23 protein-coding genes, 1 pseudogene and 1 other annotated feature are annotated in these 23,176 nt (G+C 45.3%); of the genes and pseudogenes, 7 read left to right on the top strand and 17 right to left on the bottom strand.

Annotated features, from left to right (window positions below):
* Positions 1–186 precede the first annotated feature (186 nt).
* From CS921_RS15640 to CS921_RS04160, 5 genes are all read right to left on the bottom strand, one after another.
* On the bottom strand, positions 187–357 hold the full coding sequence (locus CS921_RS15640; RefSeq protein WP_205527763.1) for a hypothetical protein: 171 nt from the start codon (positions 355–357) through the stop codon (positions 187–189).
* A gap of 53 nt (positions 358–410) precedes the next feature.
* On the bottom strand, positions 411–1,148 hold the full coding sequence (locus tag CS921_RS04175) for an SUMF1/EgtB/PvdO family nonheme iron enzyme (protein WP_205527762.1): 738 nt from the start codon (positions 1,146–1,148) through the stop codon (positions 411–413).
* A gap of 81 nt (positions 1,149–1,229) precedes the next feature.
* Positions 1,230–1,661: a DUF805 domain-containing protein gene (locus CS921_RS04170; protein ID WP_099221794.1), complete on the bottom strand. Its 432-nt coding sequence runs from the start codon at positions 1,659–1,661 to the stop codon at positions 1,230–1,232.
* A 110-nt stretch (positions 1,662–1,771) separates the two neighbouring features.
* Positions 1,772–3,124, bottom strand: a complete 1,353-nt coding sequence (locus CS921_RS04165) for an MATE family efflux transporter (protein WP_099221793.1) — start codon at positions 3,122–3,124, stop codon at positions 1,772–1,774.
* A complete protein-coding gene (locus CS921_RS04160; RefSeq protein WP_099221792.1) occupies positions 3,108–3,569 on the bottom strand; it encodes a MarR family winged helix-turn-helix transcriptional regulator in 462 nt (153 codons plus the stop codon). The genes CS921_RS04165 and CS921_RS04160 overlap by 17 nt, the downstream gene beginning before the upstream one ends.
* Before the next feature lie 165 nt (positions 3,570–3,734).
* Here CS921_RS04160 and CS921_RS04155 point away from each other — a divergent pair, with 165 nt between their 5' ends.
* The gene (locus tag CS921_RS04155; protein WP_099221791.1) at positions 3,735–4,610 is read left to right on the top strand and encodes a PucR family transcriptional regulator; all 876 of its coding nucleotides are present in this window, start codon (positions 3,735–3,737) and stop codon (positions 4,608–4,610) included.
* A 153-nt stretch (positions 4,611–4,763) separates the two neighbouring features.
* Here CS921_RS04155 and CS921_RS04150 read toward each other — a convergent pair whose 3' ends face one another.
* From CS921_RS04150 to CS921_RS04105, 10 genes are all read right to left on the bottom strand, one after another.
* Positions 4,764–5,375, bottom strand: a complete 612-nt coding sequence (locus CS921_RS04150; protein ID WP_099221790.1) for an HAD family hydrolase — start codon at positions 5,373–5,375, stop codon at positions 4,764–4,766.
* 20 nt (positions 5,376–5,395) lie between these two features.
* Positions 5,396–5,746 carry a hypothetical protein gene (locus CS921_RS04145; protein WP_099221789.1) on the bottom strand — a complete coding sequence of 117 codons (351 nt, stop codon included), beginning with the start codon at positions 5,744–5,746 and terminating at the stop codon, positions 5,396–5,398.
* A gap of 83 nt (positions 5,747–5,829) precedes the next feature.
* Positions 5,830–6,786 carry a LacI family DNA-binding transcriptional regulator gene (locus tag CS921_RS04140; protein WP_099221788.1) on the bottom strand — a complete coding sequence of 319 codons (957 nt, stop codon included), beginning with the start codon at positions 6,784–6,786 and terminating at the stop codon, positions 5,830–5,832.
* Between the two features lie 74 nt (positions 6,787–6,860).
* Positions 6,861–8,198, bottom strand: a complete 1,338-nt coding sequence (locus CS921_RS04135) for a hemolysin family protein (RefSeq protein WP_099221787.1) — start codon at positions 8,196–8,198, stop codon at positions 6,861–6,863.
* A 156-nt stretch (positions 8,199–8,354) separates the two neighbouring features.
* Positions 8,355–9,062, bottom strand: coding sequence for an NAD-dependent protein deacylase (locus CS921_RS04130; protein ID WP_099221786.1), 708 nt, complete (start codon positions 9,060–9,062; stop codon positions 8,355–8,357).
* Positions 9,063–9,068: 6 nt separating this feature from the next.
* Positions 9,069–9,350, bottom strand: a complete 282-nt coding sequence (locus CS921_RS04125) for a helix-hairpin-helix domain-containing protein (protein WP_276106742.1) — start codon at positions 9,348–9,350, stop codon at positions 9,069–9,071.
* A 2-nt stretch (positions 9,351–9,352) separates the two neighbouring features.
* Positions 9,353–10,555 carry a multidrug efflux MFS transporter gene (locus tag CS921_RS04120; RefSeq protein WP_099221785.1) on the bottom strand — a complete coding sequence of 401 codons (1,203 nt, stop codon included), beginning with the start codon at positions 10,553–10,555 and terminating at the stop codon, positions 9,353–9,355.
* A 160-nt stretch (positions 10,556–10,715) separates the two neighbouring features.
* On the bottom strand, positions 10,716–11,069 hold the full coding sequence (locus CS921_RS04115; protein WP_099221784.1) for an SH3 domain-containing protein: 354 nt from the start codon (positions 11,067–11,069) through the stop codon (positions 10,716–10,718).
* 15 nt (positions 11,070–11,084) lie between these two features.
* The gene (gene fsa / locus CS921_RS04110; protein ID WP_099221783.1) at positions 11,085–11,729 is read right to left on the bottom strand and encodes a fructose-6-phosphate aldolase; all 645 of its coding nucleotides are present in this window, start codon (positions 11,727–11,729) and stop codon (positions 11,085–11,087) included.
* Positions 11,730–11,856: 127 nt separating this feature from the next.
* Positions 11,857–12,543, bottom strand: a complete 687-nt coding sequence (locus CS921_RS04105) for a Crp/Fnr family transcriptional regulator (protein WP_099221782.1) — start codon at positions 12,541–12,543, stop codon at positions 11,857–11,859.
* A 356-nt stretch (positions 12,544–12,899) separates the two neighbouring features.
* Between CS921_RS04105 and CS921_RS04100 the strand changes: the two genes are divergently transcribed.
* The 3 genes from CS921_RS04100 to CS921_RS04090 are packed head-to-tail and all read left to right on the top strand — an operon-like array spanning position 12,900 to position 16,396.
* Positions 12,900–14,636 carry an ABC transporter ATP-binding protein gene (locus CS921_RS04100; protein ID WP_099221806.1) on the top strand — a complete coding sequence of 579 codons (1,737 nt, stop codon included), beginning with the start codon at positions 12,900–12,902 and terminating at the stop codon, positions 14,634–14,636.
* Between the two features lie 36 nt (positions 14,637–14,672).
* A complete protein-coding gene (locus tag CS921_RS04095) occupies positions 14,673–15,341 on the top strand; it encodes a response regulator transcription factor (protein ID WP_099221781.1) in 669 nt (222 codons plus the stop codon).
* A complete protein-coding gene (locus tag CS921_RS04090; protein ID WP_099221780.1) occupies positions 15,338–16,396 on the top strand; it encodes a sensor histidine kinase in 1,059 nt (352 codons plus the stop codon). Before CS921_RS04095 ends, CS921_RS04090 begins: the two co-directional genes overlap by 4 nt.
* A 572-nt stretch (positions 16,397–16,968) precedes the next feature.
* Here CS921_RS04090 and serS read toward each other — a convergent pair.
* Positions 16,969–18,255 (bottom strand): serine--tRNA ligase, encoded by a 1,287-nt coding sequence (serS, locus tag CS921_RS04085; RefSeq protein ID WP_099221779.1) that lies wholly within the window; start codon positions 18,253–18,255, stop codon positions 16,969–16,971.
* 87 nt (positions 18,256–18,342) lie between these two features.
* Positions 18,343–18,568, bottom strand: a binding site (T-box leader).
* Between the two features lie 199 nt (positions 18,569–18,767).
* Between serS and CS921_RS04080 the strand changes: the two genes are divergently transcribed.
* From CS921_RS04080 to CS921_RS04070, 3 genes are all read left to right on the top strand, one after another.
* Complete coding sequence (locus tag CS921_RS04080; RefSeq protein ID WP_099221778.1) at positions 18,768–19,364, top strand: anthranilate synthase component II; 597 nt, start codon at positions 18,768–18,770, stop codon at positions 19,362–19,364.
* Positions 19,361–21,091, top strand: coding sequence for an aminodeoxychorismate synthase component I (gene pabB / locus CS921_RS04075; RefSeq protein ID WP_099221777.1), 1,731 nt, complete (start codon positions 19,361–19,363; stop codon positions 21,089–21,091). The genes CS921_RS04080 and pabB overlap by 4 nt, the downstream gene beginning before the upstream one ends.
* 99 nt (positions 21,092–21,190) lie before the next feature.
* A complete protein-coding gene (locus CS921_RS04070; RefSeq protein WP_162921689.1) occupies positions 21,191–21,472 on the top strand; it encodes a helix-turn-helix domain-containing protein in 282 nt (93 codons plus the stop codon).
* Between the two features lie 403 nt (positions 21,473–21,875).
* On the opposite strand, the pseudogene CS921_RS04065 reads toward CS921_RS04070, so the two are convergent.
* Positions 21,876–22,868 (bottom strand): annotated as a pseudogene (locus tag CS921_RS04065) (ABC transporter ATP-binding protein); the annotation flags it as partial.
* Positions 22,869–23,176: the final 308 nt, after the last annotated feature.

Genomic DNA, 23,176 nt, shown 5'->3' with positions numbered 1-23,176 from the left:
TGTTTAAAGTAAGTATTAGAAGTTAAAATTTCAATTAGTTTTTCCACTTTTATTGCTCCTAATCTTAAATTTGAAATATTTTTTACATAATCAGTATTCCCTCTAATAAAAATGTCAATCTACTACCTTTTTAAAATAAAAAAGAGAAGAAAATATTCTTTCTTCTCTCAAGCTTCAAATTTACTGTTACAAACGGATAATTCGCCGATAAGACGTATAGTCCCCGCCAATATCATCCAAATAATCCAGTTCATCGTCTTTTTTATCATAGCCCTTATAATAAGTGGCGACAGGAAGGAACCCTAGCACAAGTCCCGCGCCGCCACAAAGGTTACAGCCTCCGTCGCCTGCTTTCAAAAGAACGTCCTGATCTGCAACAATCTCATAGCGATATGGGTCAAAGGCGATTTTTAAACCAAACTGATTCGGCCAGTCAATATCCCAAACAGGTCATCTATTTGGAAATGCGGCAAATTCATTTGGAAGTCGAAGCTATCGCCCCATCGCCACAAAGTCCTCGAGCCACCCCCGCACAAATATTCCCACTCATCTTCTGTTGGCAGGTCAAAGCCATCACTCTGAACGCTTTGGACAAGCTCCTGATAACTGATTTCCTCATAAATCTGCACCAACAGCTTCCCATCTTGATACTGCAATTTTAACGTATTATTCAGCTCATGAATGCCAGGATTTTTTTCCTTCAAAAAGCCTGCCAAAAATTCTTTCGCGTACTTATCTTCGATAATTCGCGGATCGGTCTCTGAAGTGATTTTCCAGCCAATCTCATTCACATCCCGCTCGACAAGCATGGGAGAAATCACAGCGGTTCTGACCGGCGTACAGTTTTCATTTAGAAACTGTTCCAACTGCAAATCCCCAAGCATCTGCTCGATTTCCTGCCGCGTTTCTTCATTCATTTGACTAGTCTCGGCATTCCAGCCTAAAGTTACTGTGTCCCCTGGAACAAAGACGAATTCGCCGCCGTCCTTGTACTGAAATACGCCGGTTTCTGTTATTTGACCAAATGCTTCAAACCGCTCCATCCGTTTAAACTGAAAGTCGGGGAAGTGCTGTATGCGTTGTTTCAGCAGCTTTTCCTTGTCCGCTAAGGGCAGTGCCTGATATTCCGCGCGATGATTTAAAACCATGTGAGTCCCTCCTATTGCTGATTTTTTCCGCATTAACAGTAAAAGAATAACACCAAACCTGCAAAAGTCTGGTGTTTCTTTTTAAATATCAAATTCTTCATCCTGAAAACCGTATTTATCTGTTTTGACACTCGGCATGGCAAGGAGAACTAACATGATAATGCCTCCAACCCACGGAATTAGGCATAACCATATGAAGTGCCCGCTTTTGCCAGTATCGTGCAGACGGCGTACAGAACAGCTAAGACTGGGCAGCAAAACTGCTAGGCAAAACAGCACATAGATAACAATAAATACCATTGAACCTGTTGCCAGTGAATTAACGGTTGTCACATCTCCCGAAAACGGAATCGCCACTAAGCCCGAAAATAAGAAGATGAGACTAATCATCATCAAAAGTATTAGTATCACTACATTGATTAATGCACTAAACCAGTATTCCGAACGTGATGCCCGGCCATGAAAATTTACGTAATTTTTCCAGAAAAGCTTGTAAGCCCGAAAAATATTCATTAAAAATCGCTCCTTGGTGTATAGACTCTGTTTGTCATTATATAACTTCTCTTAGGGAGCTTCAATACTTGTTTGAAAGCTTCACGTGATCGTCACACATGACTGCTTTTTCAGTTTAATTCCCGCACACGAAAAGTCTTGCGCCATGTTTTCGCCATAATGAAGCAGCAGACGGCAAATGCGCCGAGATCTGCCAGTGGGAAAGCATACCAGACGCCTTCCAGACCGAAAAAGTTCGGTAAAATTAAAAGCAGCGGTACGAGACAAATAATTTGCCGCATGAGTGAAATAATAAAGGAAATGCGCGCCCTTCCAAGTGCCTGATAAAGCCCGCCGCAGACGATCTGAAAGCCAATTGTCGGAGCCGCAAGCAGGATTAGACGAACCGCATTTGTTCCTTCTGCAATCATTTCCGGTTCATTCGAGAAAATTCGGACGAGCTGCGAAGGGAAAATTTCAACCACTCCCCAAGCAATGATCGACATGACCGTCGCCACCACCATGGACAGCTTGACCGCCTTCATCACACGTTCATATTGTTTGGAGCCGTAATTAAAGCCCACGATCGGCTGCATGCCTTGCGTGACACCATTGATCGGCATGACCATAAACGAAGCGATCCGATTCGCCACACCATAAACCGCAATCGCCAGCGTGCCGCCGTAAATTTGCAGCATCCAGTTGACCACGATTGTCACGATACTCCCCGCCGACATCATGATAAAGGACGGAAAGCCAATTGCCATGATCTGCCAGCTGAGCTTTGTATCCAGCTGAAACTTAAAACCCTTCAAAGAAAGTGAACTCTTGCCTGACAGGAAGTAGATCAAAAGCCAAATCGCACCGACCGCTTGGGCAATAACCGTTGCCAGTGCCGAGCCGCGAACGCCAAGGCCAAAGCCCATGATGAAAATCGGATTTAAAATCATATTGATAACAGCGGAAATAACCATGGTCAGCATCGCCGTTTTGGCGTTCCCTTCCGAACGGACAATATTGTTCATCGCCATTGCAAAAGTCTGGAAAATCGCCGCGACTAAAATCAGCGACAAGAAGTCCTTGGTCATTTGATGGATTTCTTCTGGTGCGCCAAACATCGTGATGAGCGGATCCAAGAAAATAAATGTGGCAACCGCAATGACCACACTGGAAATCAGCACCAGCCAAATCACCTGATGGTAGACCCGGTTGGCATGCTGATTATCACCCGAGCCAAGTGACCGCGAAATAATCGAAGCGCCACCAATCCCAAACATGGCTGCCATGGCCATTAAAATCATTTGTACGGGAAAAGCGATCGACAGGGCTGCAACCCCATTTGACCCTACTCCGTATGAAACAAAAATCGTGTCGACAATATTGTACATCCCCATGACAAACATCCCGATAAAAGCCGGAATGGAAAGCCGCGCCATTAGGGACGCAATACCGTCTTCCCCCAAACGTTTACTCTGTTCTTTCATTCAGATACCCTCTTTCTATAACCTCTAGTGAATTGGCTGTCATTTTATCAAGCAAACGCAGCAATTCGTCCTTTTCGTTTTCCGACAAGCCGGCCGTGACACATTCACTCCACTTTGTCGTAATTTCTTCAATCAGTTCCTGCAGCTGCCAGCCTTTTTCCGTAACGAAAATGCGATGAACCCGCTTATCAGACGGATCCGATTCCCGGCAGATCATGCCAAGCTCTTCCAATCGGTTCATGTGGCGCGTGACATTGGCTTTATCGGTCATAAATCGTTTGGCCATCGCCTCTTGTGTCAAGCCATCATGGCGGTAAAGTGTGTAAAGATAACGCAGCTGTCCCTTGCTTAGACCCGTGTCTTTCAACCGCTCATTTTTAAACACCCATTCCGCCCGGTGGATGATTGCAATATCCTTGGTCATTTGTTCGTGCCGTTCGCTCACTTTTTCTCCCCCTATACATGAAAAAAGCACTCCGGTAAACGCCAGAGTGTCATTCTACTTGTTTATCTTATCAAAAAATAGTTGACTACGCAACCACTTTTCTTATTTGACTTCATGTCGGCAATTTGTAAAAATAAACCTATCAGTAGAAAGGACGCGCATGTGATGGATATAAAAGATCTCAAGCAGAAATACCCAGAAATCCGTTTTTCAAAAACGCCAATCAAGCAGGAGCAAGGTGAGCTTGTCTTTTTTGAAGCCCCCTTTTATTTTGCCATTCCTGAAAAGCAACTGACGGAAGCCGAAAAATCGCTGCTCCTGGTACTTTTTAAAGAAGCGGCACCTGAAATAAAAAATGAAGCGGCAAAAGCCTGGTATCAGCTGTTATTTACCGCGGAAGCAGTCGACATGGAAGAAACCTCGGCGCAATACCGCTTCATTCAATTTTACCTGCCTAAAACGGCTCCTAGTAAAACGATTTTTCAAGACTGGAAAAAGGCACTGCTGGGCTTCTTCCATTCAGATACCGAATTGATCCAGCTTTCCACGCAATACGGCGTACTAATCGAGCCGGTTTCCGATTCCCTTTTAGGCGACGAGGAGCTTGAAGCGGTTGCCAATACACTTGAAAATGATTTTTACTTCCCTGTTCGATTTTTCATGGGGCTGTTTTATCAAAAGTCCTCCGCAATGCGTCGCTATTTCAGCGAAGAACGCCGCTTTTTCGATTTCCAGTCCGCCAAATCAGTTCAAACGGTTGCTTCAGGCATGATTCATGATCTAGCAGGACATTGGCGCGAAAATCCGCTGGCTGAACTCGTTTCCCAGTCCTTCCAAAATGACGAGACTTTGCTTGACCTCATTGAGGCGCTGTTCCTTCATCAGGGCAATATCAGCATGACAGCGAAGGAGCTATTCATGCACCGCAACACGGTCCAGTACCGGCTCGACAAATATTATGAACAGACCAACCTTTCGCTTAAGACGGCTGATGGGTTGTTGATGGCTTATTTGAGTTTGAAAGGCATGCGCGACATATAGACCACAAAAAACCCCATTGTTGTTAAGAGCAACAATGGGGTTTTGGGTGTTTCAGTGCTAAAATTCTTTTCATTTACATGTTCAAATCCTGTGACCTTACACTACAGTAACTAGCTCGTGGTCATCCCTCACGTAAATTTCTTATATACTTTCTTAACGCGCAATCAATTTCAATATATCTGTCGGATGTTCAAATACATGCTCTGCCTGCTCAAAGCCGTCTGTCGAACCGGCTCCCCAAAGCGCCAAGCCAAAATCTGCACCGGCGGCATGCGCACAGGCCATATCATAGGGAGAATCCCCAATGTAGATGACTTCTTCTGGTGACCGCCCTAATACTTCGAGACTTTTCAGCAGTGGGGCTGGATGGGGTTTATGTTCGTCTGTATCGCTGGCGCAAACAATCGCGTCAAAGTGATGGTCAATCTCAAACGGATAGAAACCGCTCGCCATTTCATCTGCATTTTTCGAGGTCACAACACCGCTTTCTGGAATGGCAGCCAGAATTTCATGAACGCCCTCAAAAACCTCGACTTCTTCAATCATCGAAGCTTCGCGCGCCAGCCATTTTTCCAGAATAGTCTCTTCATCTAAAATGTTTAGCTGCTCAATCGCCGCTTTTCCTGTAATGCCCAAAACAAAGCGCAGTTCGTCCAGCTCATAATCAAGCCCTTCTTCTGCCAGCACCGATTGCAGCGAATGTAAAACCGCATTTTCCGTGTTTAAAAGTGTACCGTCTACATCAAAAATAATCGCTTTATACATCTTTTATCTGCCTCCTTGGTTTACTTTGCAAATAGATGATCGTGATGCGCGCTGAATTTACGCTTTCGTTGCGCGTCCTGTTCTGGCTCAAATTGATACGCTGAAAAATCGCCATTCAGTCCATCCGCCAGTGATTTGATTGCCTCATATGGTCCATCTATTTCAAAATGGACGTTCCCGCAGCTGAAAGTTAGGTTTGACCGCCGTTTTTTCAGCGACATTTCGATATGACAAAGCTTTTGGAGCGGGTAGGTGCGTCTGCTGCTGAGGCCATGCTCAAAAACAAGATAATCGCGCTCGATATAGAATATGCCGAATTGATACTCCATACCAAGTGCCGTCGAAATTTTGCACGTTCCTTCGATTTTCATTGTTTCAGCCCCTTTCATCACTCTCTACTTATGTTGTAAATGATGAAACGGGTTTCAGGTCAAGCCTTTTGTGAAAAAAATTTTTAAACCGTTGTGCGGATGATTAATGAATGATCAATTCGTTTCTTTTGGACCTTTCCACTTTTGAAAATTTGAAAAGCGGTCCTGCCAAGTTTCTTCAAATGTTGATCGAGCGTTGAAAGGCCTAGAACTACACCTATCGGCAAATTCTCCTGTCCGAGAACCGCCACATCTTGCGGTACCTTAAGGCCATGCTCGGCCGCATACTGCATGATGCCGGCACCAGCCTCGTCACCGGTCGCATAAATGGCATCCGGCCGAAAACTTGTCTCCGCGAAAAAATAATCCGCCGCATCGTAGCCATCTCGAACAGAATAACAATCGAGTAGCAAATTGTCGCGCGGCTCCTCGCCAAAAACCGCTTGGTAGGCTTTGATTTTTGCAGACGTGCTGGGACTGATCCCCGCGTCCCTTCCAGCCGTGAAAGCCACTCGACGATAGCCCTCATTATAGAGATACTGAAAGCCGGCTCGGTAAGCTTCTTCCCGGTCGAGATAGGCACACGACAAGCCTTCCAGTTCCGTATATTCACTGACAACAATCGGCCCATAAGCCGCATAAGGTTCAATAATTTCCAGCGGGTTGGCTCGCGAAACGATGATCAGCCCGTCGACCTGCTTAGTTTTTAACATCATCAAATATTTTTCTTCCGTTTCAGGATCATAATTAGTCGGAAACAGCGTCACAGAATATCTCTGTTTGAAAGCCGCCTCCAAAACGCCGCTTGTCACTTTGTCAAACCAGGGATGGTCATTATACGGCAAAATGACACCGACTGTTTCCGTCTTGCCGCGCGCCAGGTTGGTCGCACTGCGGTTGGGTATGTAATCCAGCTCCTTGATCACCTCTTGAACGCGCGCCCGTTTTTCTGCCGCTACATACGGGTGGTCATTCAAAACGCGCGATACGGTCGTCACTGAGACGCCAGCCAGTTTGGCAATTTCACGAATATTTGGCATGCAGACCTCACTTCTTTCGCTCTACTAAAAATGGGCAGGATCCAAAATCACCCTGCCCATTTGTTTTTTATTTATCAAGCCAGTTCAATCAGCTCTTCCGCCATTTCAGACTTTTTTTCAACGCGGATGGAGACTAATCTGGCATTTTTGATTTCCAGTACGGTAAATTTCAGCGGTCCGTATTCGACTTCGACCTGGCTCCCTTCATCTGGAATATCGCCAAGTAGCGTCAAAACAAATCCTGCAATCGTGTCGACTCCCTTTGCCGGAATCTCCACGTCAAGCATCTCACAAAAATCATCAATCGACAATTTGCCATCCATGATGTAGAGATGGTCATTGATTTTCGTAAATTCATTGGTAATTTCATCATATTCATCATCAATATCACCCACGATTTCTTCGAGCAGGTCCTCGATCGTGATGATCCCAGCTACACCGCCATATTCATCCATCAGAATCGCAATCTGATTGCGCGTTTTCCGCATATTTTTCAAAAGATCGTCGATAAAAATGGTTTCCGGGGCGAAATAAGCTTCTTTGACGAGTGATTTAACGTCGACATTTTCAAAACCCACTTTTCGCGCTTCTGCGAAATAATCTTTCATGTGCAGAATACCATAAACCGAATCTGCATCATTCAGGTAAACCGGAACTCGTGAATAATTTTCACTTAGCAAAAGATCGCATAGCGCCTCTGAATCCATCTCGCCATCGATCATGAAAGCATCTGTCCGCGGAACCATGGCTTCACGGGCATACTTGTTATCGAGCTCAAAAACACCTTGTAGCATGCTCAGCTCCTCTGCTTCCAAAATGCCGTCTTTCGTGCCGGCTTCCATCATTTTTTGCATTTCTTCCCTCGTCATTTTCTCTTCACTGTCGCCTTTATCCATGCGTGTCAGCTTGACCAGAATGTTCGTCGAAAATGATAACAATTTGACGAACGGGCGTAAAACGTATCCCACCACAATAATCGGACGAACCGAAAAACGCGCGATGGCTTCCGATTTTTGAAGGGCGATCCGTTTGGGATAGAGTTCACCAAATACCAGCGTAATGTAAGACAGAACAATTGTGACCAAAATAATTGACAGCTCTTTGGCAAAACTGCTCCCGCCAAGGTATACCTCGAGTCTAGTCGCAATACTTGTTGCGGCCGAGGCACTGGAGAAGAATCCAGCCAAAGTGATACACACCTGGATGGTCGCCAGAAAATTACTCGGATCATCAATCAGCTTCGTCAAAAGAATGGCCTTCTTGTCGCCATCTTCCGCCTGATTGCGGATACGGTTTTTGTTCAGTGAAACGAGCGCCATCTCAGCTGATGCAAAGAAAGCATTGAGTAAAGTGAGTACGAGGATAAGAATCAGTTGTACGATAATCTGCTGACTCTCGGGGTCAGGGCTCATAAAAGCGTCCACTCCTTGTTTTTCAAAAATTTTGACTGAGAAAACTCCCAGTTAATCAAATTTTATCATGGCTTGCAAGCGGTAGCAAGACAAAGTGCTTTTTTGCACAAGAAAGCCCGGCCTGTTTATTTGCCGGGCGGTTGGACCATTTACGCCTTACAATTTCGCGAATACAGTGGCGGCATCTGCTGTCATCATGGTGAACGGTGCTTGCAGGGTCAGTAGCTCCCGATTGATCGCGACAATTTGGGCATTCGGCTGCCGATAGTCGATCAGATTGCAGAACGGGCTGACCTGAAAACTCGTCCCCACAATGACCAGCAAATCTGCCGCGCGGACTGCTGCAAGCGAGGCCTCAATGACCCGCTGGTCGATCGCTTCCCCGTAAAGCACGACTGCTGGCCGAATGATGCCGCCGCAATTTTCATGTTGGTCGGAATGCAGATACACATCACTCGGAACCGTTTGACCGCATTTTTGACAGTAGCAATCGTATAGACTGCCATGAAAATTGACCACCTGCTTGGAGCCGGCCTTTTCGTGCAGTCCGTCGATATTCTGGGTAATGATGGTCACTGTTTTGTCTGGCAGCCGCTCGATTTCTGCCATCTTTTGATGAATCACGTTCGGCTTTGCATCTGGATAGTATAGATTATTTTTGACAAATTCATAAAACACATCGGGTTCGCGTTTCAGGCACTGCTCGCTTAAAAGATATTCGGGCTGCCTAACGCCTGAATAAAGCCCGCCTTTCGATCGATAGTCTGGGATTCCGGATGGCACCGAGACACCTGCGCCGGTCAGAAAAACAATTTTTCGTGCAGCCTGGATCATTTTTTCAAAAGTGATTGTACTTCCAGTCATTCTTTCTCACTCCTTTGCCGCCTGTTCATTTTTGTGGGTGCGGTCTTTCCAGTTCCACCATTTGGTCAGTTCGCTTGTCGTGTCCCCTGTTTCAGCCGCATGAACCGCACATCGATAGGTATAAAGCACGCAAGGATCGAGCCGTTCTCCCGCCTGCTGACAGGAACGTTCGTAAAGTGTCATCGGGTTTTGCCCTGCCAGATCTTGCGGGGTGTGGATGTCGATTTTCCCCAGCATGACGGTCATTTTTTTACCGATTGACGGCAAATCTGTTAGTTTTTGGTTCAAATTTATCCGCTCCTTTTAGAGGCGTGCAGTCGGCGATTGAAAAAGGCCGAGATCAGCACATTGATCAAAATAAAGCCGGCGACTACAAAGAATACATCATTGTAGCCAAAGTGTGCGGCAACTGTCGACCCGACCATGGGCCCCACTACGTTACCAATATATTGAAACGATTGGTTGTAGCCGAAAATCCGTCCTGAAACATCTCGCGGCGTATTCTTGGTCAGCAGGGATTGGACTGCCGGGAAAAGTGCCCCATCTGTCACGCCGAGCAAGAAGCGCAGAATGGCCAGCTGCCAAGGGCTTTCCACGAACGCCATCGGAATTTGCAGCACCATGGAGCCGACCAATGCCCAAAGCAGAATCCGTTCTGTCCCAATCTTATCGCCCCATCTTCCAAGGCGCGGTGCTGTCAGCAATGCCGCAATCCCCGGAACGGAAGAAATCACCCCACTGATGAATGCGATGTTTTGGGCATTTCCAGCCAGATCGCGCACATATAAGGTCAAAATTGGATTCACTGCATTGCTTGAAATTTGAATGATCATCGTTGTGAAAAACAGGGCGAAAATCAGCCAAGGACTTTGCAGCTTATGCAGTACCTCTTTGGCAGAGAGCATATCGGCCTTTTCGACAGGTGTGAAATTTTCCTTCACAAAGAAAAGCGTCAGAAGAAAGCTGCCTGCAATCAAAATACCGGTAATGAAAAATACCGGTCGAACGCCGAATGTATCGGACAAAAAGCCGCCGATCAGTGGCCCAATCAAAACACCTGACACGCCAGCAGTTGAAAGCAGTCCCAGTGCCTGCCCGCTTCGATGCCGCGGTACTTGAGTGGCAATCAGCGCATTGGCTGTAGAGATATAGCCGGAAAAGACCCCCATCAACAGGCGTAATCCGACAAACTGATACACGTTGGTCACAAGCCCCATCAGGATCATCGCGACCGACATGCCGAGTGCCGCACGGAGTAGCATGATTCGCCGTCCCTTGCGATCGGCCAAGCTTCCCCAAATGGGCGACATGATGGCTGAAACCAAAAAAGTCGAACTAAGGGCGATCCCTGACCATAGGCTGACTTGATCGGGATTATGAACACCTAGTTCTTCAATATAAAGTGGTAAAAATGGCATGATCAGATTAAGTCCAGTCCCTGTCAGAAAGCAGCCAATCCAAACAACATAAAGATTTTTCTTCCAATCTTGCATAAGCCCACCAGATTTCTCTTCTTTTTATCTTTATTATTCCACAAAACGGGCAAAAGATAAACCTGATTGCAGGCAAACAAAAAGACGGCAAACCGCATAAAACGGCTCCCCGCCTTCTTACTAACTGATTTTCAGAAATTCAGCACTTGGTTCAATTGTTTCACGTGAAACATTCCAGAGCTTCGAGTGGCACCCAGCCGGCTTGCCCATCCTCCGTAACACACCACGCCCATTCGTTCAGCTCGCGATTGCTTTCCAGCTTGTCTCCTGGCTCGACATTCAGCTCTCTGGCTGAGTAGTCCTCGGTGACTGTGCCACTTTTGCTTCCCGCTTCTGCACGAATGATTTGTTTAGGTACCCAGCCCTCCTTGCCGGTTGTTTTCACTTTGCAAAACAGCCAGTTTGGATACTCGGTGTCCTCCCGCCCGATCCAAATCGATTCATTTTTATTTACAAATAATGGGTCTGGATAATTGCTTTTATGGGCTTTTTTTACAATGAATTGTCGATTCAAGTCGATCCTCTCCTTTTAGTTCTTCGCCGCCTCCCAATCAGCCAAAAAGCGTTCAATGCCGCTGTCTGTCAATGGATGTTTCAGCATTTGTTCAAAAACTTTGTACGGAACAGTTGCAATGTCAGCGCCGGCTTTCGCGCATTCGATCACATGGATGGGGTGTCTGACACTGGCAGAAATAATTTCTGTTTGAATATCATGGATGGCAAAGATTTCGGCAATATCCCGAATCAAAGCTAAGCCGTCCGTGCCAATATCGTCCAGTCTTCCCAAAAACGGAGAAACATAAGTGGCCCCCGCTCTGGCCGCCAGAAGTGCCTGCGCTGCCGAAAATACCAGCGTGACATTTGTTTTGATGCCTTCCCTGTTCAGTACACTCACTGCCGCCATCCCTTCGCCTGTCATTGGGATTTTCACGACCATGTTCGGGTGGATTTTGGCAATTTCCCGCCCTTCTTCTATCATTTCTTCTGCTTTTAGACTGACGACCTCTCCACTGATCGGTCCGTCTACAATCGCTGTGATTTCTTGGATGACTTCATTAAAATCCCGGCCTTCTTTGGCAACGAGAGATGGGTTCGTGGTCACGCCTGCAATAAATCCCATTCTGCTTGCCTTTTTGATTTCCTCAACATTTGCCGTGTCAATAAAAAACTTCATGCTTCATCCTCCTTCGATTTTGCATTAGAAAACGATTTCACAGCCATTATAACGCAAACTGGTCAAATTTCTTTATGGAATGCTCAAAAAACCGACCTGCCATTAGCAGATCGGTTCGTACAAGATCTTATAAGCGGTGCTTGTCTAAAATCAAAAGTGGTTTTGGACGATTACGGACGATGTCTTCTTTGATCAGCTTCATAATCGTATGGGCCACATATTCGCGTGATGTGTTTGTGTAGCGGGCTAATACTTCCTGTGTGATTTCTTTTGGAAGCAAAATACCATTATCTGAATATGTACCAAGCGATTGCGCACATTTTAGCAGTGCTTTACGGATACGTTCTTCTTTTTTTAGGAAACTAAGCTGTGTAAAACATTGTGTTTCGCGAAGTTCTTCTGATAGACAACGAATCATAAAGAAGTTATTTTCATCCCACTCATCTAGAATTGAGAAAAGGAAATTGCTGTCGACTGCCATGACTTCCCCGCGGCCTAAGCTTTGCAAACTAACGCCTGGCTCCCAGCAATCATAATACATGAAATACAGGCCAAAACTATCACCTTTTTGAAGGAAACGGATAATGCATTCTTTTTCATCATCTTCACTTTCGTTGGCTTGTTTAACAGTCATCCCGTAAATGCCGTTTAAGATAAAGTAGATTTTTTCACTCTCTAAATTTGTGTTCTCCAACACCGTGCCTTTTTTTGTACTGATAATTGAACAGTAGTCTTTGTAATTTGGATGTTCAAAACATTGTTCCATTAACTTGTTGACTGTGAGATTCGTTTCTAGTTCTTTTAAAAAAAGCATAATGTCTCCTTTGTTGTTCAGTTTGTAATTTTATACGCATTATAACATATTTTAATTTTAAACCTCGCAAAACGAAAAATTACATATTTTAACAAAATAGAACTAAAAAAATCGTTTTTAGCACTAAATTTTATAAATTTTTCCCGAGAATTACCACATAGATACAAAAATCGACCTAATTATGAACATTTATCAAATTTTTTTAATTCCCTAAACAAGTAATTGTTAATTTGATAAAAATACCGCCTAAACTACTCTAAAGCACGATATAATTAGTATAAGCAAGTACTTTTGTTCATATAGGGTTCACAATAGGTGGCTATAATAGCTTTAGAACAAGGGAAAGGATGAAAGAAATGACATCAAAAAAAGACTCCAATTATGGATGGAAACAATTTTTCCAGCTGATTCTGTCGGCCAGACCAGGCGGATGGGTCATATTTTTTGCGTTGATTACAAGTATTATTACGACAATTGCAGGACTCATCATTCCTATATTTACCAAGGATTTGATTGACGGTTTTTCATTTTCAAAATTAAACGGGCTGATGATCTCCCTGATTGTCGGGGCATTCATTTTACAGGCAGTAGCAAACGGCATTTCCATTTACCTGCTTTATTATATGGGGCAGAAGGTCGTCGCTCAGATTCGTAACCGGCTTTGGAAAAAAATCGTTCGTCTACGTATGAACTATTTTGATGATCACAAGACTGGGGAACTTGTCAGTCGGATTATCAATGATACTGTAGTCGTGAAGGAGCTGATTTCCAACCAATTTCCGCAATTTATCACAGGGGTGATTTCCGTTATTGGTGCCGTAACGATTTTATTTGTGATGGATTGGAAAATGACGCTGATGATTCTAGTTGCGATTCCGATAACAGCAGCGGTTGTCGCCCCTCTCGGCAGTAAAATGTTCAAAATTTCAAAAGGACTTCAAAAAGAAACGGCCGATTTTACTGGCGCAATCAGTCAAACTTTGGCGGAAGCTCGCCTGGTAAAGGCCTCGAACGCGGAAACCTATGAAACGGAAAATGGTGTGGCACGCATTAGTCGACTGCTTGATTTTGGAAAACGGGAAGCCAAGATTTTTGCCATTGTTAGTCCGCTAATTATGTTTGTCGTGATGGGCGTAATTTTCGCCATTATCGGATATGGTGGGATTCGAGTTGAACAAGGGACTCTTTCAACGGGTACATTGATTGCCTTTCTGCTTTACTTATTCCAAATTATCGTTCCAGTAACTTCATTTGCGTCCTTCTTTACTCAATTGCAAAAATCGAAGGGTGCTACAGAGCGGATTGCGGAAATTTTGGATCAGCCGACGGAGGATTTTACATCTGGAAGCCGCTATGATCTGACAGGCAAGGCGATCAAAGTTAGCGACATTGCGTTTTCCTATAATAAAGAGGATCAAATTCTGCATGATATCAGTTTTGAAACGAAGCCGGGTGAAGTGGTCGCATTTGCTGGTCCAAGCGGCGGTGGGAAATCCACTCTTTTTGCGATTTTAGAACGCTTCTATGAGCCGGATGCAGGTGAAATCACGGTTGGCGACCGACCGCTTCGAGAGGTTTCGATGCATAGCTGGCGGGAACAAATTGGCTATGTTTCTCAGGAAAGCGCCATGTTATCTGGGACAATTCGAGATAATCTGTGCTATGGTTTAAAAGAAGTTGTATCCGATGAAAAGCTATGGCAGGTGGCAGCACTTGCCTATGCGGATATTTTTATTAAGGAGTTGCCTGACCAACTTGATACGGAGGTTGGTGAACGCGGCGTGAAATTATCTGGCGGACAGCGGCAGCGAATTGCGATTGCACGTGCTTTTTTACGCGATCCTAAAATTCTCATGCTGGATGAAGCGACGGCAAGTCTTGACAGCCAATCCGAACAAATCGTTCAACAAGCTTTGGCAAATTTGATGGAGGGGCGAACAACTTTTGTCATTGCCCATCGCCTTTCGACCATTGTCAGTGCGAATCAGATTTTGTTTATCGAAAATGGAACCATTACAGGGCGCGGCACCCATCAAGAGTTAGTGGATAGCCACCCTCTATATGCGTCATTTGCTGCACAGCAACTACAGTAGAAATTATTCCCCGGGAAATATTAGGAGGCAGGAAAAATGAACCGGATATTGATTGTGGATGATGATCCTCATATTCTTGAGCTTGTGGAAACGGTCCTCGGAAAAGAAGGCTTTCAAACATTTGTGGCAGAAGATGGTCAGGCGGCCCTTACCCTGCTGGAAACTCAGACAGTTGATCTGGCAGTCATCGACGTGATGATGCCGGGGATTGATGGCTGGGAGTTGTGCCGCGCGCTCAAATCATTTCTTGATATTCCGGTGGTTTTCCTGACTGCCCGTGGAGAAATTGCTCAAAAGGTGAAAGGATTTGATCAAGGGGCCGACGATTACATTGTTAAACCCTTTGCACCTGAAGAACTTGTAGCTCGTGCAAAAATGCTACTCAAACGGTATCAGATTCTTAGCGCCAAGAAGCTCCAGATTGGCCGGGTCACCCTCTTAGAAGAAGAGACTAGCGTCGAACAGGACGGCAAGACCTATTTGCTGCCACTGAAGGAATTCCAACTGCTCTACAAGCTGGCCGGCACGCCGAATAAGACTTTTTCGCGCGAGGCACTCATCGAACAGATTTGGGGCTATGACTACCACGGTGATGAGCGCACGGTCGATGTGCACATCAAGCGGCTTCGGGAAAAGTTTCCTGATAGCGGGTTTCGGATTCAGACGATTCGCGGCCTAGGCTATCGTTTGGAGGAAAGCAAATGAGCGACAAGGTGAAACAGATTCTTTACACCTCGCTGGTCGTGCTGGTGATCGTTTCCGTCTTTATGATTTCCTTTTATCTGGTGGTTCTGGCGGAAGATATTTGGTCTTTCCAGCTGGCGCCTTTTTGGGAGCAATTAGCGGTGGCAAGTGTCAGTATTTTATTATTGATGATGGCGGCTTTTACGCTTTTTATCGTATCGCGTCGCTCGGAACGCCGGTTTTATACGTTGCTGCTCGACATGCTGGCAGAAATTGGCCATGGGAATTTCCAATTGGGCGAGTCTTTCCAGCAGCTCTCCAAAATGACGCGCGACAGGCATTGGGACTTGATGCTCGATCAGGTGCGCCTGACGACGGAGCAGCTTTCTGAAATGGAGACTTTGCGGCAGGATTTTATTGCCAATGTATCCCATGAGCTTCAGTCTCCGCTAACCTCGATTGCCGGTTTCACGAAGCTGCTGGATGATGAGACGTTGAGCCCTGAAAAACGGAAGCACTATCTGGATATTATTGCGACTGAGACGGCTCGACTTTCCAAAATCAGTGAGAATTTGTTAAAACTGGCGGCACTGGAGCAGCAGGATTACCAACTGTCCACTGCCCCTTTTCGGCTTGATTATCAGATTCGCAGTGTGATTTTGGCATTTGAACCGCAATGGTCGGCCAAAAATATCGACGTGACGGCCGATCTGGATAGCGTTACCTATGATGGGGCGGAGGATCTGCTTTATCAAGTTTGGCAGAATCTGCTCCACAATGCGATTAAATTCACGCCGGATAGCGGTGCCATTCATGTGGGGCTCAAACGGCAGTCGGACAATGCTTTTCGTTTTACGTTGACGGATAACGGGGCGGGTATGACAGAGGCGGAGAAAAGCCGCATCTTTGAACGTTTTTATAAGGCTGATCAGGCCAGACAAGCAAAGACGGGCGGCAGCGGACTGGGGCTTTCTCTTGTGAAGCGTATTGTCATTCTGCATCAGCTGGAGATTTCTGTGGAGACGCAGGTTGGTCAGGGAACTTGTTTTATGATTGAAAAGAAGAAGCTAAAATGAAGCAAAATCCATTTTGATAAATGGGTATCATGCTTGATTTTAGCTTTTTTATTTGATGATTATCTTTGCGGGAATCCTTATATGTCTTTTTTTATTTTCCCCTTTCGGATATTTCTTGTATCTTATCGTTCAAATTATATGTATTTTCATTTGTTATTGATGTTACAGTTTATGGGGGTGGCTAAGGGGATGCCTCTTATGATTCCTAATTGCGTTGTCCCTAGAAAGGTATAACCTACTAATGATTGCTTTTGCATCTTTAGTGTTGCTCATTCGTGACGGTAATGAGCATAAAAAAATAACCTACCATAAGCTTTAGCCCCGCTGTAGTAGGTTATTTAAATCTATTCAATAATGGGTGCTTACAACTTTAAGCGTCATGTGGGTGCATGGCTCTTTTTCCGCTTACATTGTACCCTATTTTTTTCTTGTGTAAATGTGCAAATTGGTTCATCACTACCTATTCATCCTCGGAAAACATGGCTCTTTTTTCGCCCAAATCCATTATGTGCCTTCTTTACAGATAAAAAGCTCGCGACAATTGAGTCGCGAGCTTTTTAGTGTCATTATTTTTATTCGGCTGGGGCTTCGATGCGTTCGATGCCGCCCATGTAGCCTTGGAGAGCTTTTGGAATGCGAACGGAGCCGTCTGCATCTTGATAGTTTTCAAGAATGGCTGCGACTGTACGGCCGATTGCAAGGCCTGAGCCGTTGAGCGTGTGGACATATTCTGGTTTTGCACCGGGTTCGCGGCGGAAACGAATGTTGGCACGTCTTGCTTGGAAGGCTTCAAAGTTACTGCACGACGAGATTTCACGATAAGTGCCGTAGCTTGGAATCCAAACTTCTAAGTCGTATTTTTTCGCTGCCGTGAAACCAAGGTCGGCTGTACACATGCTGAGTACGCGATATGGTAGCTCCAACGCTTGGAGAACGGCTTCTGCATTGCCGGTCAATTTTTCAAGCGCTTCGTAGGAATCTTCTGGTTTGACAAATTGCACGAGTTCGACTTTGTTAAACTGATGCTGACGGATGAGTCCACGAGTATCACGTCCGGCAGAACCGGCTTCAGAACGGAAGCAGGCGCTAAATGCGGTATACTTGCGCGGCAGATCCTCAGACTTTAGAATTTCATCACGGTGATAATTGGTCACCGGTACTTCGGCAGTTGGGATTAGGAAGTAGTCTTCTTTTTCAACAAGAAAGGCATCTTCCTCAAATTTAGGCAGCTGACCAGTTCCCGTCATGCTCGCCCGGTTGACCATGTACGGCGGCAGCATCTCTTCATAGCCATGCTCCGTCGAATGCAAGTCCATCATAAAGTTGAGAAGTGCGCGTTCTAAACGTGCGCCTAGTTTTTTATAGAATACGAAACGGCTGCCAGTTACTTTCCCTGCATTTTCAAAATCAAGGATGTCCAAATCCACGCCTAAATCCCAGTGCGGTTTTGGCTCAAAATCAAAGGCGCGAACCTCTCCCCACTTGCGAATTTCCACATTATCATCTTCTGATTCACCGACTGGCGTGGATTCATGCGGGATGTTGGGGATCGACATGAGAATGCGATCGAGCTTTTCGTCAATTTCTTTCAGTTCTAAATCGAGTGTCTTGATGCGGTCACCTACAACACGCATTTCTTCGATTTTTGCATCTGCATTTTCTTTATTGCGCTTTAAAGTGGCGATTTCTTGGGAGACTTCATTGCGCTGACTTTTTAGTCCTTCTGTTTCAAGAATCAGTGTCCGGCGACGTTTATCCAGCTCGCCAAATTTTTCAAATTCTCCTAAGTCTTCTCCGCGATGTGCCAGCTTTGCTTTTACTTCATCAAAGTGGTTGCGTAGTAATTTTACGTCTAACATCTTTTTTCCTCCTCATATCATTTTTTCTCGAATTGTCTGTCGGTATAAGGAAAATAAAAAACTCCCCTCCCCTTATACTCGACGTATAGAAGGGACGGAAGTTAACCGCGTTGCCACCCTAGTTGAGATCATCCGAAATGATCTCCAGCTTCATTGAGATTTAACGGTTCACACCGGAATGATTTACTGACCCCAAAGGATGTTCCACCATTCACTCCAAGATGGATTCACAAAGCTTCTGCACAGGCTTGCACCGACCGCCTGCTCTCTATAGGAAGAAAACTCTGCTACTATTTCTTGTCAACGTTTTAGATTGTTCGATTACTTGTATTCTAACGTATCTCAGGCTGTTTGGCAACCGCTAGATTTTTACTTGTCCACTGATAAAAAAATCCCGGCTTCATCTTGCTTTTTATGCTGTAACGTACTACTTTATAGATATAACACTTGTAAGATTATTTTCATATTTTTCATTTGTTGTGAATAGTATCTTATTCGGCGGGAGGTCTGCTATGTTATTACTCATTGATCATCATGATTCTTTTACTTATAATTTATACCAGTATTTTTTAACTTTGGGTGAGGATTGTGAGATCGTTACTCCGGATAAATTAGTCGCGCTCCAGTCTGTGGAAAACTATTCTGGCATCGTGCTTTCGCCAGGTCCGGGAAGTCCGGCTGATGCGCACGAAACATTGGCCTTCTTGGCAAAATATGCGACAAAGCGTCCGATACTCGGCATCTGTTTAGGGCACCAGCTAATTGCGCATTTTTTCGGTGCGGATATTTTGCACGGAGCTGCTCCTGTTCATGGTAAAAATAGTCTGATTTCCGCAGACACTTCTAGTCGACTCTTTCAAAAACTGCCGGCTGAATTTTCCGTTACTCGCTATCATTCGCTGATTGTTTCACGTGAAACTTTGCCGAACTGCCTGACTGTCACGGCTGAAACTAAGGCCGATCAAGTGGTGATGGGGCTTGAGCACACGGAATTGCCAATCATGAGTGTACAGTTTCACCCGGAAGCTGTCTTAAGCGAAAATGGGCATGCACTCTTGGCGAATTTTATTGCCTGTTTGGCCACGGATCGAGTGGTGACGGCACGATGAGTCGACTGCGATTTGATTTTGAGGGGCAGACGAAGATTTTTACTAATCCGGAAGTGGTGCTTATGACGGACGATGTGGCTGAGATTCCGGAAATAATGGCACAAATGGAGGGTTATCGGGCGCAGGGCTATTACATTGCCGGCTATATGAGTTATGATGCGGCGCCGGCATTTCATTCTGAGATGGTCGTTCATTCTGGAAATCGGGCATTGCCGCTGATCTGGTTTGGCATCTATCGAGATTTTTCGACGGGTGAGCAGGTGGGCGCAGATTTAGCCTGGCCGCTCGACTTGGTGCTGGATACGGCCGAAAGTGACTACCGGCGGAAAATTGAGCAGATCAGGCAGCACATTAAAAATGGTGTGACCTATCAAACGAATTATACGGTACGGGCCACTGGGGCGCTTGATGTCGAGGCGAACTTGGATGACACTGCATTTGCACGGCTTTATGGGCAGCTGCGGCATGTGGGGCAGGTCGACTATGCGGCACATTTGGATTTGGGCAGGTGGCAGATTCTGTCCGCCTCTCCAGAATTGTTTTTCAAGGTGCGGGATGGGCAGATTGTCACGCGGCCGATGAAAGGAACCGCACGACGAGGGGCCAATCAGGAAGCGGACCGGCAGCTGCGGGCATTTTTGGCAAATGATGAGAAGAATCATTCGGAAAACGTTATGATCGTGGACTTGCTGCGGAATGACCTGGGACGAATCGCCAAAACTGGCAGCGTGAAAGTGCCCAAACTTTGCTCGATTGAAGGGTATCCGACTGTTTGGCAAATGACTTCCACGGTTACTGCTGAATTATTGCCGGAGACGGACTTGTTGGAAATTTTTCGCGCCCTCTTTCCGTGTGGCTCGATTACTGGGGCGCCGAAAGTCAGTACCATGCAGGTGATTGCGGAACTCGAGACGGCTCCTCGGGAAGTTTATTGCGGGGCGATTGGCTATATCTCGCCAGATAGCGAAATGATTTTCAGCGTGCCTATTCGGACGCTTGTCTATGAGGCAGCCAATCAACGGGCAAGTTATGGCGTGGGTGGCGGCATTGTCTGGGATTCTGACCCTGCCGCCGAGTTTCAAGAGGTGCATGCCAAGATGGCTGTGTTGAAGCAGGCTTTTCCCACGTTTGGACTGATTGAAAGTATGCGGCTTGAAAATGGCCAAATTCTGCGGTTTGAGAAGCATCTCGCCCGGCTTGAGAAAAGTGCGCGGGAGCTTGCTTTCACATTTGATGACCGCAAAATCAAAAATAGCTGGCAACGAGTAGCCGCCGCTCATTCTGTTGGCATCTATAAACTGCGCAGTGTTTTATATGCCAACGGAAACTTGGAAGTAACAGCTGACCCTATTCCGGCGCAGGTGCCCGAGTGGGATTTTCAGCTTGCCGACCGGCCGATCGATTTTCAGCCGCTGCTCGCTCATAAAGTAACGGAGCGAGATGCCTATGAAATGTGCCGAAAAGCGGGTAGCGTGGAGACCTTGCTTTGGAATGACAAGCATGAATTAACAGAGTTTATCAACGGAAATTTGGTGATCGAAAAAAATAATCAAAAAATGACACCTCCGCTCTCCGCTGGAATTCTCGGCGGAATTTTCCGGGACTCGCTTCTTCAAGCCGGCGAAGTTCATGAACAGACTCTTTCAGTAGCTGATTTACATACAGCTGACAGGGTTTGGTGCACAAATAGTGTCCGAGGTTGGATACAGATGAAATGGCAAAAATAAATTATTTCCCATTTCACGCCAATATTTTACTTGTGTAGAATGCTGGGAGGCTCATTATTGATTAAGATGAAAGAAAAAATCATAATGAGGTTGACTCACATGGAAATTACTTATGAAATTTTAAAAGTCGTTGGGACGACTTTAAAAGAGAGACGAATGAAGAAATGTTACACCGTTTTACAGCTATCGGAGATCTCCGGAGTCACTGCTTCTTACATTAGCCAAATTGAGAATTATAAGCGTGAGAATGTCAGTTTATCAAAGCTTCTTGAGATTGCCATTGCGCTTGAATTACGCCCTAGTGAGCTGTTTAGTCCGCTAGATGAACTTCCGCCTTTTTCTTCTATCAAAGATGAAGAGCCGGAATATGTCCGTTACTAGTTAAACTCATGTTACAATTGTGAAATTTTGCTATTATACGGGTATTATGCTATTATTTGCACGTAGGGTCTTATCCCCAACAACGACTCTATCCAAAAAAGGATTTCTCATGTGAGAAATCCTTTTTCTATTGTGCTGGAATCTTTAGCGTCTGACCTGGGTTGATCGTGTCTGTTTCCATATCGTTTGCTTCTTTGATTTTTTCTACACTTGTCTGTACAGAATCATCGGGATAAAATTGGGCGGCAATGCTTGAGAGCGAGTCCCCTGCTTGCACTTCATAGGTTTGGGCTGTTGCAGATGCTGCCTGCTCTTGCTCCGTCTTTTCGGCAGATTGCTGTTCCTTTTGTTTCTTTTTATCTGCTTGCTTCTCCTTGTCCGCCTGATTATCGGTGGATGTTTCTTTTTTCTTGGTCTGTTCGGTCTGTGTTTTTGCTGGCTCGGCGGTTTGGTCTTCGCTTGTAAAAAGACCGATAAACGATGTGCCGCTTCCAACTAAAATGGCGAAAAACAGCGTCAGTAGTGCCAGCAGGATTCCGGAAGCGGTGGTTTTCCATGACATTTTTTCCTTCGTGGGGGATTTCATGATGCGCGACAAGCCGACGCCATGTTTTTGCTCCTCGCGATGCTCTTTAATATACTTGCTTTTTACTTCTTTGGAGAGTTTGTTATACCAGTTGACAAAATCCACGTAGTTCTGGGCGATTTCCGTGTTTGTACCCACCTCGCGCACCTGTCCATAATGCATCCAGACAATGCGGTCGCAAAGATTTTTGACCTGCGTGATGGAATGGCTGACAAAGATGATTGTTTTGCCGCGCGCCTTGAATTCATTGATTTTGTCGACACATTTTTGGTAAAAGGTCTGGTCGCCTACTGACAATGCTTCGTCAATGACTAAAATATCCGGGTCCAAATGCACTGAAATGGCAAAGCCCAGCCGCGACTTCATCCCGCTTGAATAGTTTTTGATCGGCTGGTTGATGAAATCGCCAATATCCGCAAAATCAATGATCGACGGGATTTTTGTATCAATTTCTTTATTCGTCATGCCGTGCATTAAAAGCTTGAGTCGAATATTTTCAAGTCCTGTGAGCGGCCCTTTCAACCCGACTTGGATCGCAATCAGCGACACTTCACCCTCCACTTCCACCTTTCCAGATGTTGGAACGATGACACCGGAAATAATATTGGAAAGGGTCGACTTGCCTGATCCGTTGATGCCAATCAAGCCGATCGCTTCCCCATCATAAATCGTCAAGTTGACATCTCGCAGTGCCCAAAAAGACTCCGTGTGCTGATTAAACAGCATTGCTTTGATTTTTTCACTTTTTGTCTTTGTCAGATCGTATTGTTTTGTAATATGTGAAAGCTTGATTCGATGTTTTTTCTCCATCTTTCCTTCTCCATTAATCGTATTGTTGTTTGAAATCTTGTTTTAAATTATACACATTCTTACACATTGTGACAACCTCTCACGCCGCTTAAACCCTTGAATTATCAAGCATTACTTCGTCTTTCCAGCTTGATTATAAGTAGGATAAATTACATAATTATTTAATTTGACATTTTATAGTGTGCTTTCCCGCTAAAATTTTTCAAAAAAAAAACTTACGAAAAAATTTTTTATCTGCTATGATGGGTACTGTTGTTGTTTCAGAGCAGGTAGTCGTTTCATTGGATTATTTCCAAGATTTGCGCTTG

This window comes from Listeria costaricensis, assembly GCF_900183385.1.
Taxonomy (GTDB): Bacteria; Bacillota; Bacilli; order Lactobacillales; family Listeriaceae; genus Listeria; species Listeria costaricensis.
This window is presented reverse-complemented; position numbering and strand designations above follow the sequence as displayed.

Excerpts from the sequence above, each read along its gene's own strand:
- CS921_RS04080 (WP_099221778.1), top strand. The coding sequence starts at position 18,768 with ATGTTATTACTCATTGATCATCATGATTCTTTTACTTATAATTTATAC.
- CS921_RS04145 (WP_099221789.1), bottom strand. The coding sequence starts at position 5,746 with ATGAAAATCGAAGGAACGTGCAAAATTTCGACGGCACTTGGTATGGAG.
- CS921_RS04090 (WP_099221780.1), top strand. The coding sequence starts at position 15,338 with ATGAGCGACAAGGTGAAACAGATTCTTTACACCTCGCTGGTCGTGCTG.
- CS921_RS04130 (WP_099221786.1), bottom strand. The coding sequence starts at position 9,062 with ATGACTGGAAGTACAATCACTTTTGAAAAAATGATCCAGGCTGCACGA.
- CS921_RS04095 (WP_099221781.1), top strand. The coding sequence starts at position 14,673 with ATGAACCGGATATTGATTGTGGATGATGATCCTCATATTCTTGAGCTT.
- CS921_RS04165 (WP_099221793.1), bottom strand. The coding sequence starts at position 3,124 with ATGAAAGAACAGAGTAAACGTTTGGGGGAAGACGGTATTGCGTCCCTA.
- CS921_RS04170 (WP_099221794.1), bottom strand. The coding sequence starts at position 1,661 with ATGAATATTTTTCGGGCTTACAAGCTTTTCTGGAAAAATTACGTAAAT.
- pabB (WP_099221777.1), top strand. The coding sequence starts at position 19,361 with ATGAGTCGACTGCGATTTGATTTTGAGGGGCAGACGAAGATTTTTACT.
- CS921_RS04140 (WP_099221788.1), bottom strand. The coding sequence starts at position 6,786 with ATGCCAAATATTCGTGAAATTGCCAAACTGGCTGGCGTCTCAGTGACG.
- serS (WP_099221779.1), bottom strand. The coding sequence starts at position 18,255 with ATGTTAGACGTAAAATTACTACGCAACCACTTTGATGAAGTAAAAGCA.
- CS921_RS04120 (WP_099221785.1), bottom strand. The coding sequence starts at position 10,555 with ATGCAAGATTGGAAGAAAAATCTTTATGTTGTTTGGATTGGCTGCTTT.
- CS921_RS04135 (WP_099221787.1), bottom strand. The coding sequence starts at position 8,198 with ATGAGCCCTGACCCCGAGAGTCAGCAGATTATCGTACAACTGATTCTT.
- fsa (WP_099221783.1), bottom strand. The coding sequence starts at position 11,729 with ATGAAGTTTTTTATTGACACGGCAAATGTTGAGGAAATCAAAAAGGCA.
- CS921_RS04150 (WP_099221790.1), bottom strand. The coding sequence starts at position 5,375 with ATGTATAAAGCGATTATTTTTGATGTAGACGGTACACTTTTAAACACG.
- CS921_RS04175 (WP_205527762.1), bottom strand. The coding sequence starts at position 1,148 with ATGGTTTTAAATCATCGCGCGGAATATCAGGCACTGCCCTTAGCGGAC.
- CS921_RS04155 (WP_099221791.1), top strand. The coding sequence starts at position 3,735 with ATGGATATAAAAGATCTCAAGCAGAAATACCCAGAAATCCGTTTTTCA.
- CS921_RS04100 (WP_099221806.1), top strand. The coding sequence starts at position 12,900 with ATGACATCAAAAAAAGACTCCAATTATGGATGGAAACAATTTTTCCAG.
- CS921_RS04070 (WP_162921689.1), top strand. The coding sequence starts at position 21,191 with ATGGAAATTACTTATGAAATTTTAAAAGTCGTTGGGACGACTTTAAAA.
- CS921_RS04105 (WP_099221782.1), bottom strand. The coding sequence starts at position 12,543 with ATGCTTTTTTTAAAAGAACTAGAAACGAATCTCACAGTCAACAAGTTA.